We start from the raw sequence: 12,327 nt of genomic DNA, 5'->3' as shown, positions 1-12,327 counted from the left end.
GGTCGCCGCGGCCCTCGCGGTGCGCGCCCTGGGCGCGCCGCTGCCCAGGCTGCGCGGGGTCTCCGGGGTGCTGGCCAGGCGCAACGCGGCCCGCAACCCGCGTCGGACGGCGGCCACCGCGAGCGCGCTGATGATCGGGGTCGCGGTGGTCACGCTGTTCACCGTCTTCGGTGCCTCGATCAAGGCCACCCTGGACGACACGGTGGACAAGTCCTTCGCGGGCGATCTCGCCGTCACCACGGCCTCGTTCGGGGCCGGCGGCAGCGGGATCAGCCCCGCGGTGGCGGACACCCTGGCCGCCCTGCCCGAGGTGCGGCAGACGGTCGGGCTCGGCCGGGGTGTGGCCCGGATCGACGGGCACGGCAGGACGCTGGACGTCACCGACCCGGCCCGGCTGACCGGGATCGTCGACCTCGGCCGGGTCGACGGCTCGCTGGCCGCCCTCGGCACGGACGGGCTGGCGGTCTCCCGCAGCGAGGCGGGGCAGCGCGGCTGGCGGCTCGGACAGTCCGTCACGGTGGCCTTCACCGACGGCGCGAGCGGCCCGTTCACCGTCCGCGCGCTGTACGAGGGCGGCGGACTGGCCGGTGACTACCTGATGACCCGGCAGGCCTGGGCCCCGCACCGGGGGCAGGACGCCGACACCATGGTCGCGGTCGGGCTGCGCGACGGCGTCCCGGTGGCGGCGGGCAGGGCGGCGGTGGAACGGGCGCTGGTCCGGTACGGCAGTCCGCAGGTGCAGGACCGCGCCGAGTACGCGAAGAGCGCGGCCTCCGGCGTCGACACGATGCTGTCGGTGGTCTACGCGCTGCTGGCACTGGCGGTGCTGATAGCGCTGCTGGGGATAGCCAACACCCTGACGCTGGCGGTGCACGAGCGGACCAGGGAGCTGGGGCTGCTGCGGGCGGTCGGCCAGACGAGGGCCCAGTTGCGCGGCATGGTGCGTTGGGAGTCGGTGCTGGTGGCGGCCTTCGGGACGGTCGGCGGGCTGGGGCTCGGCGCCTTCCTCGGCTGGGCGCTGGTACGGGCCTCGGACAGTGCGGGGACGGGATCGTTCGCGATACCGCCGGGGCAGTTGGCCGTGGTCCTGGCGGCCGGGCTGCTGGCGGGCGCGGTGGCCGGACTCCGCCCGGCGGGCCGGGCGGCGCGGCTGGACGTCCTGCGGGCGATCGCGGCGGAGTAGCGGAGTAGCGGACTGGCAAAGCGGGGGGTGGTGGATTGACGGAGCAGGCGACCGGAACGAGCGGCCGGGCCTTCGTGGAGTTGCTCCTGGGAGAAGGAGAGAGGAGAGAAGGACGCATGGGACAGCCGAAGGGTGCAGCCGTCCGGTGGCGGCGGGTCCTACCGGGCTTCGACGAGGGGCCGCGGGCTGACGGAGCCCCGGGCGCGCACGGCGAGCAGGGCGATCAGCAGGGTCGGTACGAGCAGCAGTGCGAAGGCGGCGCCGTAGCCGACGAGTTCGGCCGCGCCGAGTCCCAGGACGGTGTTGAGGACGGCGGAGAACAGCGCCATGACGGTGATCTGGCCGAGGTTCTGGTTGGTCTGCATCGCGCTGCTCGCGTAGCCCTGGCGTCCGGCCGGACTGTGCGAGAGCGACAGCACGGTGAGGCACGGGTCCAACAGGCCCATGCCGACGGCCGCGAGGGGCATGGCCGCCGCGGCGGCGAGCGCCGGCACCCCGCGCAGGGCCCCGGCTGCGGCGAGCACGACCGACGCCGCCATGATCCCCGCGCCGACGGAGACCAGCCGGTGCCGGGGCACGTCCTGGAGCAGTCGCCCCTGGACCCAGGAGGCGCCCGCCCACACCACGGCGGAGAGCGTGAACGCCACGCCGACCACCACCGCGGCGATGTGCCGCTCGGTGATCAGCATCAGTGGCAGGAAGGCCTCGACGGTGAAGTACGTGCCGGAGGCCAGACCGCGCAGCAGCACCGTGGCCGGCAGGCCCCGGGCGGCCCGCCAGGTGCCCACGGGCAGCAGCCGCGGCGCGAGGAGCACCAGCAGGACCAACCCGACGGCCACGAACAGCAGATGGCGGACGTCCCAGCCCGAGACGCCGTACTGCCCGAGCGCCGCGCCGAGGCTGAGCGCCGCCGCGACCAGCAGCGGCGGACGCGACGGGTGGTCGCCCGACGGCGCGGGCGCCTCCGCCGGGGAGCGGCCGCGCAGCACGACCACCAGTGCGAGCGCCGGCAGCAGGGACAGCGCGGCCAGGCCGTAGAACACCACCCGCCAGGACCACCACTCGGACACCAGCCCGGCCAGCGGGGGGCCCACCAGGGACGGGATGATCCAGCTCGTGCTCATCAGGGCCAGCATCCGGGGGCGCAGGTGCTCCGGATACGCCTGGCCGATGGCGGTGTTGACGGACACCGCGACCATGCCGGCCGCGAGCCCGTCCACGAAGCGGCCTGCGGCGAGCTGCCCTATGGAGGTGCTGGTGGCGGAGACCAGCAGGGTGACCACCGACAGCACCATGCCGGCCGCCAGTGGCCGGCGGGCCCCGGAGCGGTCGGCCCAGTGGCCGCCCAGCACTCCGCCCAGCAGGCTGGCCGCCACGAAGCAGCCGGCCACCACCGGGAACAGGGAGACCCCGTCCAGGGCCCGGGCCGCCGTCGGCAGGGTGGGGACCACCGCCATGGCGGCGAACCCGGTCAGGAACATCACCGCGGTGAAGGTGGTCGTGGCGGCCGCGTACTCCCGGGAGAACATCCCGTCCTCGGAGTCCACGGGCCGTTCCAGGGTCTGCTCGGGCATTGCTTCCCAACTGTGGAAGACCGGTGCTGCGGAAGACCGGTGATCGCGTCATGGGTGTCACAGCCGAGCCGAGCCGGACCAGGCCACGGCGCGAGGGCGTGCGGGCACTCGGCCGCCCTTCGGTCCGGCGTCCGTCCGGCGCCGGACGGACGCCGGACCGAAGGGCGGTGCGCCCGGAGGTCAGCCCGTCGCCTGCGGGAAGACCTCCCGCAGCAGCGGGTCCGGCAGCCCGCGCTTGCGCCACTCGCGCGGGTAGCCGAGCGAGACCTCGGTGAACGGGACGCCGTCGTAGGCGGTCCGGCGCGGGATGTGGAGGTGGCCGTAGATCATCGCCGCGGTGTTGAACCGGGTGTGCCAGTCGGCGGTCAGCTCGGTCCCGCACCACTGGGCGAACTCGGGGTACCAGAGGATGTCGGTGGGCTGCCGGACCAGGGGGTAGTGGTTGACCAGGACGAGCGGGACGTCCGGCTCGCAGGCCGCCAGCCGCTTCTCGGTCAGCCGGACGCGCTCGCGGCACCAGGAGTCGCGGTCGGGGAACGGGTCCGGGTGCAGCATCCGCTCGTCCGCGCAGACGATGCCGCTCTCGTAGGCGGCCGCCAGGGAGGCCTCCTTGGTGGTCGTGCCCGGTGCGCGGAAGGAGTAGTCGTAGAGGAGGAAGAGCGGGGCGATGCGGACCGGTCCGCCGGCGCCCTCCCAGAGCGGGTACGGGTCCTCGGGGGTCACCACACCGAGCCGGCGGCAGCGCTCCACCAGGTGCTCGTAGCGGGCCACCCCGCGCAGCTGCACCGGGTCCTCGGGGTGGGTCCACAGCTCGTGGTTGCCGGGCACCCACACCACGCGGGCGAAGCGCTCGGCGAGCAGGCCGAGGGCCCACTCGATGCTGGTGGTGAGCTCGGCGACGTCGCCGGCGACGAGCAGCCAGTCACCGGGGTGGGAGGGCTGGAGCTTCTCCACCAGGTCGCGGTTCTCCTGGTAGGAGATGTGCAGATCGCTCACGGCGAGCAGCCGTCCGCCCGTCGGGGCGGGCCGTTCCGGCTGTGCGTCGCTGCGGTTCTCCGTCGTCACTCCTGCCCCCTGAGGTCGCCCGGTCGATGGGGCCCACCCTACGTGGCGGGGCCAGGGTGTGGGGAGGGTTGACGGGATCAGTCGTTCGAGTCGCCGGCCCGGTGGCCAGGGGCTCGGGGCGGAAGCGGGTGCCGCGTCAGGAACCGTGCTCGGCGGGAGAGTTGGACCAGACTCAGGAGCGGAGGTCGATGAGCACCCCGTGCGAGGTGGCGGTGGTGACGGCGAGGATCGCCAGTGAGGCGATGCCGAGGGCCAGGCCGAGGACGGCGCGGCCGCGTCGGCTGGTGCCGCGGAGCAGGGCCAGGGCGGCCAGGGTGATGGCGATCGGTCCGAGAACGATGTTGAACAGCAGCAGGCCGGGGAGGCCGAGGAGGAAGGAGGCGACGGCGAGGCCGTCGGCCTCGGCGATGTCCTGACGGTTGGCGCTCTGGTGGTCGGCGCTCTGGTGGTCGGCGCTCTGACGGTCGGTGCTCCGGTGGCTGATGGCCTGACGGTCGGTGACGGTGCTCATGGTGGTGCGGGTCCTCTCTGCGGAGTGGCCGCGGGCGTGGTCCGGGCGGTGGCCGGGTCAGCGGTGCCGGAGGTGGGCGATGCCTTCGCGGGCGCCGAAGGCGAGCAGCCAGGCGGTGATGCCGGCGGAGGCGGCGAGGAAGACCGGGAGCGGGGTGTGGGCGGCGGTGCCGATCAGGACGCCCATGGCGACCAGGGTGGAGAACAGGATCACGGCTTGCTCCTTCGGCTGCGGGCTGGAACTGCGGGCTGGAACTGCGGGCTGGAACCGCGACTGGGACTGGGGCTGCGCCGATTTCGGTTGACAAGTGTTCACTGACTTCGGCTCACCTTACGCCCGGCTGGCCAAGTTCGGCAAACAATTGTTTACTGAATGGCGTGAGTCACACCGTTGGGGTCAGACAGGCCCAGAAGCAGCAGAGCCGGCGGGCGCTGCTGGACGCCGGGCTGCACCTGTTGGTCGATCAGAACCTGGCGAGCCTGGGTGTCCGCGAGGTCACCCGCGAGGCCGGGCTCTCCCCGGCCGCCTTCTACCGGCACTTCCCGGACCTCGCCGCCCTCGGTGTGGCGCTGGTCGAGGAGTCGCTGGCCAGCCTGCACGTCATGATCCGCTCGGTGCTCGCCGAGGCCGGCGATGCCGAGGAGCTGATCGACCGCGCGGTGGAGGTGATCGAGCGGCACGTCCGTGAACACCGTGCGCACGTCCGCTTCCTGGCCCGCGAGCGGCACGGCGGGGTCCGGCAGGTGCGTGAGGCGATCGCCGCCGAACTCGGGCGCTTCGCCGCAGAGGTGGGAACCGCGCTGGAGTCGCAGCCGGGATCGCGGGGGTGGAGCGAGCAGGACCTGCGGATGCTCGCCGAGCTGTACGTCGACCACATGGTCTCCACGGCCGCCGCCTTCCTGGAGGCGCTGGAGACCGACCCGGGCCGCGAGCGGCGGATCGCCGCCACCGCGCGCCTCCAGCTGCGGCTGATCAGCCTGGGCCGGGCGCACTGGCAGGGGAGCTGACGCGTCGGGGCCTGGGTGCGCCAGTGCCCGGCCGTACCGGCGGGCCGGCCGCATCGAAGTGGGTCCGGTGCCCCCGGAGCGAGGGGCGGACGGCCCGCGGCGCCGACGGCGGCGGTAACCGGCCAATGCGTCCTGGACGGTTTCTTGGTGATGCTTTGACTCTTGACAGTGGGTCATGTCCGCGACAGCTTTGGTGGACCCCCACCCGTGGACCCCCACACCGAGAGGTCTCTCATGAAGAAGCCGCTCATAGGCACGGCCGCAACGCTCCTGGTCACCGGGGCTACCGCCCTGGTCGGAGCCATTCCGGCCCAGGCCGCAGCCCCCGCCGCCGAGTCCGCAGCCAAGCCGGTCGCCGCCGTCACCTTCGCCGGGACGGTAGCGCTCAGCAACTGTTCCGGCTCGCTGGTGCGGATGCCCGGTTCGGCCGCGAGCGACCCGGCCCTCATTCTCTCCAACGGCCACTGCCTGGAGACCGGCATGCCAGGCCCGGGCGAGGTGGTCCTCAACCAGGCCTCCAGCCGGACCTTCACGCTGCTCAACTCCACCGGCGGCGGCGTCGCCACGCTGCGCGCGACCAAGGTGGTCTACGGCGCGATGACCGACACCGACGTGTCGATCTACCAGCTGAACACCAGCTACGCCTCGATCCAGTCCCGGTACGGGATAGCCCCGTTGACCGTCGCCGCCACCCACCCGGTCCAGGGCAGCTCGATCCGGGTCGTCTCCGGCTACTGGAAGAAGATCTACTCCTGCTCGGCCGACGGCTTCGCCTACCGGCTGAAGGAAGGCGACTGGACCTTCAAGGACTCGCTCCGCTACACCTCGACCTGCAACGTGATCGGCGGGACCTCCGGCTCGCCGGTGGTCGACGCCTCGACCAACCAGGTGGTCGCGGTCAACAACACGATCAACGAGAACGGCGAGCGCTGCACCCTGAACAACCCCTGCGAGGTCGACCAGAGCGGCAACGTGACGGTCCGCCGGGGCATCGGCTACGCCCAGGAGACCTACGGGATCCCGGCCTGCTTCGCCGCCGGAAACCGCTTCGACCTCACCCTCCCCGGCTGCACCCTGCCCCGCCCGTAGCCGGACGGCCGCCCGGCCCGGCCGGGAGGCACGACCCGGCGGACCGCAGGCCGGGCCGCCGACCGGGTCCGCAGGCCGGACCGTCGACCCGGAGCACCCGACCGGACCGCAGGCCCGGAGCACCCGACCGGCAGCCACCCCAGAGCGAGCAGGGCGACCCCGCTGACCAGCACTTTTCTCCCGATGGGCCATCCGCGAACCGCGGGTGGCCCATTCGGCCGTCCATCGGGCGGCCGCCGCACCACCCGAACCACCCGCGCCGCCCGGTCGCACCGACCGGCGGCAGCCATATCCCGTGAAGAGATGGAGAGTCGATGACCACCACCGTGAGAAGGCTGCTGGCTTCCACATTGCTGATACCGCTGCTCACGCTCGGCGGCCTGGTGAGCCCGGCCGCCGCCGACCAGGGTGCCCAGGGCTCCCAGGGCGCTCAGGGCGCGCAAGGGGACCAGGGCGCGCAGGGGGACCAGGGCAGCGGGTCCCGCCACGGCCGGAGCCCCGCCGACGACCCGAACGCCGACATCAAGGACCGCCTGGCGGCGATCCCCGGCGTGACGATCACCGAGGAGAAGCCGACCACCACCGGTCACCGCTACTTCATCGCCACCTACACCCAGCCGGTCGACCACAACCGCCCCTGGCTGGGCACCTTCCAGCAGCGCTTCACCCTGCTGCACCGCGGCTACGACCACCCGACCGTCTTCTACACCAGCGGCTACAACGTGGGCACCAACCCGTCCCGCACCGAGCCGACCCGGCTGGTGGACGGCAACCAGGTGTCCATCGAGTACCGGTTCTTCACCCCCTCCCGCCCGGCCCCGGCGGACTGGTCCAAGGCCGGCATCCGCCAGGGTGCCGCGGACTCGCACCGGCTGGTGACCGCGCTCAAGCGGATCTACCAGCAGGAGTGGCTGTCCACCGGCGCCAGCAAGGGCGGCATGTCCTCCACCTACTACCGCCGCTTCTACCCGGACGACGTGGCCGGCACGATCGCCTACGTCGCGCCGAACAACACGGACGTCAACGACTACGCGGCCTACAGCGAGTTCTTCCGCACCGTCGGCACCCCCGAGTGCCGGGCCCGGCTGAACGCCGCCCAGCGCGAGCTGCTGGTGCGCCGCGACCGGCTGGAGGCCCGCTACGTCGCCGACAACCAGGCGGCCGGCTCCACCTTCAACACCCTCGGCACCCCGGACCGCGCGTACGAGGCCGGCGTGCTGGACGTCATCTGGGGGTTCTGGCAGTACAGCCTGGCGTCCGACTGCGCCAAGGTCCCGGTGGCCGCCACCGCGACCGACGACGAGCTGTACGCCTGGTTCGACGCGCAGGCCGGCATCACCGGCAACAGTGACCAGTCGCTGGCGAAGTACACCGCGTACTACTACCAGGCCGCCACCGAGCTGGGCGCGCCGTTCTTCGACGTCTCGCACCTGAACGGTGTGCTGCACTACGACTACAAGGAGACCTACGCGGTCCGCAGCTTCGTGCCGAAGGAGATCCCGACCACCTTCAACCGCAACGCGATGCCCGACATCGACCGCTGGGTGAAGCGCGAGGGCGAGCGGATCATGTACGTCTACGGCGGCAACGACCCGTGGGGCGCCAAGCCGTTCCACCTCGGCCGGGGCAGCGAGGACAGCTACGTCTACACCGTGCCCGGCGGCAACCACGGCTCCAACATCGGGCAGCTGCCCGCCGCGCAGTCGGCGGAGGCCACCGCCAAGGTGCAGGAGTGGGCCGGTCTGGGCCAGCCGGACGCCGCCCGCTCGCTCGCCGCGTCGCCGCGGTCGATCCCGGAGTTCGGCCCGCTGGACGTCGAGGGCCGCCGGCTGGAGCAGGAGCGCCGCCCGCTGTAGTAGCCGCTCCGCACCACGAGCACCACAGGCACCACAGGCACCACAGGCACTACGAGCACTACAGGCACCACAGGCACCACGAGCAGGCCGAGGAGGCCGTCCCGCGTTCCGGGGCGGCCTCCTCGCGCGTTCCGCACGGCAGGACCGGCCGCCGCCACCCCCTCCCCGAAGCAGTGAATCAGTGCTTCAATGCTTCCATGGCCTACCGACGCACCCCCGCCGTACAAGCCCGCCTCGACGCCCAGCGCGAAGCGGTGCTCCAGGCGGCGGTCGGCCTGCTCGCCGAGCGCGGCTACGGCGGCTGCACGATGGCCGCCGTGGCGGACCGCGCCGGGATCGCCACCGGCAGCCTCTACCAGCACTTCGCGAACAAGGCCGAGCTGTCGGTGCAGCTGTTCCGCCGGGTGGTCACCGGTGAGATCGAGGCGGTCAACGCCGCCGTCGCCCTCCGGGACACCCCGCGGCAGCGGATCGCCGCCGTGGTCGAGACCTTCGCCGCCCGCGCCCTGCGCGCGCCCCGGCTGGCGTACGCGCTGCTGGTCGAGCCGGCCGACACGGTCGTGGACGGCGAGCGCCTGGTCTTCCGGCGGGCGTTCCGGGACGTGATCGCCACCGAGATCGCCGCGGCCGTGGCGAGCGGCGAACTGCCGGGCCAGGACCCGGTGCTGACCGCGGCCGCCCTGGTCGGCGCGGTCGGCGAGGCGCTGGCGGGGCCGCTCGCCGCCATACCCGAAAGCCTTGGGGTCACCGACCCCCGGGAGGCCACCGTCGAGGTGGTCCCCGCCCTGGTCTCCTTCACCCTGCGTGCCCTGGGAGGACGCGATGACAGCGACGCATGAGGTCACCAACCAGGTGCCCCTGCCGTACGGACACGACACCGCCGCCGACCCCACCCTGCTCGACGCCCTGCGGCGGGCCGGCGCCGGCTGGGCCGAGACCGAGCTGCGCGAGCTGGGCCGGCTGGCCGGCTCCGAGCAGGCCGCCGAGTGGGGGCGGCTGGCCAACGAGAACCCGCCGGTGCTCCGCAGCCACGACCGCTTCGGCCACCGGATCGACGAGGTCGAGTTCCACCCGTCCTGGCACGAGCTGATGCGCACCGCCGTCTCGTACGGCCTGCACGCCGCGCCCTGGCGCGACGAACGGCCCGGCGCCCACTCCGCCCGCGCCGCCGGCTTCTTCGTCTGGGGCCAGGTCGAGGCCGGCCACACCTGCCCGGTCTCGATGACCTACGCCGCCGTCCCCGCGCTGCGCGCCGACCCCGCCCTGGCCGCCGAGCTGGAGCCGCTGCTGGCCGCGCGGGAGTACGACTACGGGCTGCGCGAGCCGGGCACCAAGCGCGGGCTGATCGCCGGCATGTCGATGACCGAGAAGCAGGGCGGCTCGGACGTCCGCACCAACACCACCACCGCGACCCCGCAGCCGGACGGCACCTACCGGCTCACCGGCCACAAGTGGTTCACCTCGGCGCCGATGTCCGACCTCTTCCTGACGCTCGCCCAGGCCCCCGGCGGTCTCAGCTGCTTCGTGCTGCCGCGCGTCCTGCCGGACGGCGAGCGCAACCGCCTGCACCTGATGCGGCTCAAGGACAAGCTCGGCAACAAGTCCAACGCCTCCGCCGAGCTGGAGTACGACGGCGCGGTCGGCCGGCTGGTCGGCGAGGAGGGCCGGGGCGTCGCGACCATCATCGAGATGGTCAACATGACCCGCCTGGACTGCACCATCGGCGCCGCCTCCGGCATGCGGTACGGCGCCACCCGCGCGGTCCACCACGCCCTGTACCGGCGGGCGTTCGGCAGGGCGCTGGTCGACCAGCCGCTGATGCGCAACGTGCTCGCCGACCTGGTGGTGGAGTCCGAGGCCGCCACGATCGTGGCCATGCGGCTCGCCCGGGCCACCGACCTGACCCTGGCCGGGGACGGGAACGAGGCGCTGGTGCGGCGGCTGGGCCTGGCGGTGGCCAAGTACTGGGTGTGCAAGCGCGGTCCCGCGCACTCCGCCGAGGCGCTGGAGTGCCTGGGCGGCAACGGCTACGTGGAGGAGTCGGGAATGCCCCGGCTCTACCGCGAGGCACCGCTGGTGTCGATCTGGGAGGGCTCCGGCAACGTCGCCGCGCTGGACGCGCTGCGCGCCATGGCCAGGAGCCCGGAGAGCGTCGAGGCCTTCTTCGGCGAACTCGACGCCGCGGCGGGCGCGGACCGCCGGCTGGACACGGCCGTCGCCGCGCTGCGCAAGGAACTGGCCGACCAGGGCGACCTGGAGTACCGCACCCGCCGGCTGGTCGAGTCGATGGCGCTGGCCTTCCAGGGCTCGCTGCTGGTCCGGTACGGCAGCCCGGCGGTGGCCGACGCGTTCTGCGCGAGCAGGCTGGGCGCCGACCGCGGCGCGGCCTTCGGCACCCTGCCGGCCGGCGCCGACACCGCGGCGATCATCGACCGGGCCCGCCCGGTGACCGCATGAGCGATCAGGAGGCGGACGGCGTACGGAAGTTCTGGCAGGACCTCGGCCTGCCGGGGCTGATCGACGTGCACACCCACTTCATGCCGAAGAACGTCCTCGACAAGGTGTGGGCCTACTTCGACGCGGCCGGCCCGCTGGTGAACCGCCCCTGGCCGATCACCTACCGCGAGGCCGAGGAGCAGCGCGTCCGGCGGCTGCGGGACTTCGGCGTCCTGGCGTTCACGTCCATGCTCTACCCGCACAAGCCCGGCATGGCCGGCTGGCTGAACGGCTGGGCCGCCGACTTCGCCGCCCGCACCCCGGAGTGCCTGCACACCGGGACCTTCTTCCCCGAGCCCGAGGCGCCCGGCTACGTGGCCCGCGCGATCGAGGACGGCGCCCGGGTGTTCAAGGCGCACCTCCAGGTCGGCGGTTACGACCCGGCGGACCCGCTGCTGGACGAGGTCTGGGGGCTGCTCGCCGACACCGGCACCCCGGTGGTCGCCCACTGCGGGTCGGGGCCGGTACCGGGCAAGTTCACCGGCCCCGGCCCGATCGGCGCGGTGCTGGAGCGGCACCCGGGCCTGGTCCTGGTGGTCGCCCACCTCGGGATGCCCGAGTACCGCGACTTCCTCGACCTGGCCGAGCGCCACCCGGCCGTCCGGCTGGACACCACCATCGCGTTCACCGACTTCGCGGAGGCCGACACCCCGTTCCCGCGCGAGGAACTGCCGCGCCTGCGCGGGCTCGGGGACCGCGTCCTGCTCGGCAGCGACTTCCCCAACATCCCCTACCGGTACGTCCACCAGCTGGAGGCGCTGGCCGGGCTGGGGCTGGGGGAGGAGTGGCTGCGGGCGGTGTGCCACGACAACGCGGCCGCCCTCTTCGGACTGCCCGCCGGGGCGGCCGGCTGACCAGGGCGGCCGTCGTCGGCCGTCGGCCCCGGGCTGCGAGCCGTCAGCCGTCAGCTGTCAGTCGCCGGCCGGCCGCGGTCAGCCGACCGTCCGCAGCACCTCCAGCGCCCGGGCGTGCAGCCCGGGCGCGGCGGCGAGGAAGCCGTCGGAACCGGCCGTCCAGGCCGATCCGGCGGTGTCCGTCACCGCCGCGCCCGCCTCGCTCGCGATCAGCGCGCCGGGGAGCAGGTTGCCCGCGTCCGGGCCGTACTCCCAGAACAGCGCCAGGTGCCCGGAGCCGACCTGGGCCACCTGGAGCGCGGTCGGGCCGAGGTTGCGCACGGCCAGGACGGCGCCCGCCATCGCGGACAGCGACTCGCCGGCCCGGCGCAGTGCCACCGGGTCGGCGGCCACCCGGGGAGGCTGGCTGGTGGCGGCGACGGTGGCCGCCAACTCCCGCTCCAGCGGCGCGATCGGCCGCCCGTCCAGCTCGGCCCCGCCGCCGAGCACCGCCCGGTAGGTGCGGCCGTCCTGCTCCGGGGCGTGCACCACGGCCAGCACCGCGGCGCCGTCCCGCACCAGCGTCGCGGTCACCGCCCAGTGCGGCTGCCCGAGCAGGTACTGCACCGCGCCGTCGGTCGCGTCGCACAGCCACCACTCGCCCTCGGCGGGCACCGGGCCTTCCAGGTCCTCCGGTGCCCAGCCGGCCCGCG

At 73.6% G+C, this 12,327-nt stretch carries 12 protein-coding genes; 7 read left to right on the top strand and 5 right to left on the bottom strand.

Annotated elements, in window-relative coordinates; all coding sequences use genetic code 11:
• Window positions 1-1,183: ABC transporter permease (locus tag BU198_RS32075; RefSeq protein WP_188300352.1), on the top strand; the 1,183-nt coding region annotated here is incomplete at its 5' end.
• 158 nt (window positions 1,184-1,341) lie between these two features.
• Here BU198_RS32075 and BU198_RS32070 read toward each other — a convergent pair.
• From BU198_RS32070 to BU198_RS32055, 4 genes are all read right to left on the bottom strand, one after another.
• Window positions 1,342-2,757, bottom strand: a complete 1,416-nt coding sequence (locus tag BU198_RS32070; protein WP_223245242.1) for an MFS transporter — start codon at window positions 2,755-2,757, stop codon at window positions 1,342-1,344.
• A gap of 180 nt (window positions 2,758-2,937) precedes the next feature.
• Complete coding sequence (locus BU198_RS32065; RefSeq protein WP_188300351.1) at window positions 2,938-3,822, bottom strand: metallophosphoesterase family protein; 885 nt, start codon at window positions 3,820-3,822, stop codon at window positions 2,938-2,940.
• A 172-nt stretch (window positions 3,823-3,994) separates the two neighbouring features.
• Window positions 3,995-4,333, bottom strand: a complete 339-nt coding sequence (locus tag BU198_RS32060) for a DUF4190 domain-containing protein (RefSeq protein WP_223245241.1) — start codon at window positions 4,331-4,333, stop codon at window positions 3,995-3,997.
• 57 nt (window positions 4,334-4,390) lie between these two features.
• Complete coding sequence (locus tag BU198_RS32055) at window positions 4,391-4,546, bottom strand: hypothetical protein (RefSeq protein WP_188300356.1); 156 nt, start codon at window positions 4,544-4,546, stop codon at window positions 4,391-4,393.
• Window positions 4,547-4,710: 164 nt separating this feature from the next.
• Between BU198_RS32055 and BU198_RS32050 the strand changes: the two genes are divergently transcribed.
• From BU198_RS32050 to BU198_RS32025, 6 genes are all read left to right on the top strand, one after another.
• Window positions 4,711-5,340 (top strand): TetR family transcriptional regulator, encoded by a 630-nt coding sequence (locus tag BU198_RS32050; protein ID WP_188300350.1) that lies wholly within the window; start codon window positions 4,711-4,713, stop codon window positions 5,338-5,340.
• Between the two features lie 234 nt (window positions 5,341-5,574).
• Window positions 5,575-6,429 carry a serine protease gene (locus BU198_RS32045; protein WP_188300349.1) on the top strand — a complete coding sequence of 285 codons (855 nt, stop codon included), beginning with the start codon at window positions 5,575-5,577 and terminating at the stop codon, window positions 6,427-6,429.
• Between the two features lie 314 nt (window positions 6,430-6,743).
• Complete coding sequence (locus BU198_RS32040; RefSeq protein WP_188300348.1) at window positions 6,744-8,285, top strand: S28 family serine protease; 1,542 nt, start codon at window positions 6,744-6,746, stop codon at window positions 8,283-8,285.
• A gap of 197 nt (window positions 8,286-8,482) precedes the next feature.
• Complete coding sequence (locus tag BU198_RS32035; protein WP_188300347.1) at window positions 8,483-9,124, top strand: TetR/AcrR family transcriptional regulator; 642 nt, start codon at window positions 8,483-8,485, stop codon at window positions 9,122-9,124.
• Window positions 9,108-10,742, top strand: coding sequence for an acyl-CoA dehydrogenase family protein (locus BU198_RS32030; protein ID WP_188300346.1), 1,635 nt, complete (start codon window positions 9,108-9,110; stop codon window positions 10,740-10,742). The genes BU198_RS32035 and BU198_RS32030 overlap by 17 nt, the downstream gene beginning before the upstream one ends.
• A complete protein-coding gene (locus BU198_RS32025) occupies window positions 10,739-11,635 on the top strand; it encodes an amidohydrolase family protein (protein WP_188300345.1) in 897 nt (298 codons plus the stop codon). Before BU198_RS32030 ends, BU198_RS32025 begins: the two co-directional genes overlap by 4 nt.
• Window positions 11,636-11,713: 78 nt before the next feature.
• Here BU198_RS32025 and BU198_RS32020 read toward each other — a convergent pair.
• Window positions 11,714-12,327: inositol monophosphatase family protein (locus BU198_RS32020; protein WP_223245240.1), on the bottom strand; the 614-nt coding region annotated here is incomplete at its 5' end.

This window comes from Streptomyces sp. CBMA156, assembly GCF_014596515.1.
Classification (GTDB): domain Bacteria; phylum Actinomycetota; class Actinomycetes; order Streptomycetales; family Streptomycetaceae; genus Kitasatospora.
The sequence above is the reverse complement of the archived record's forward strand: the minus strand, read 5'-3'. Positions and strand labels throughout refer to the sequence as shown.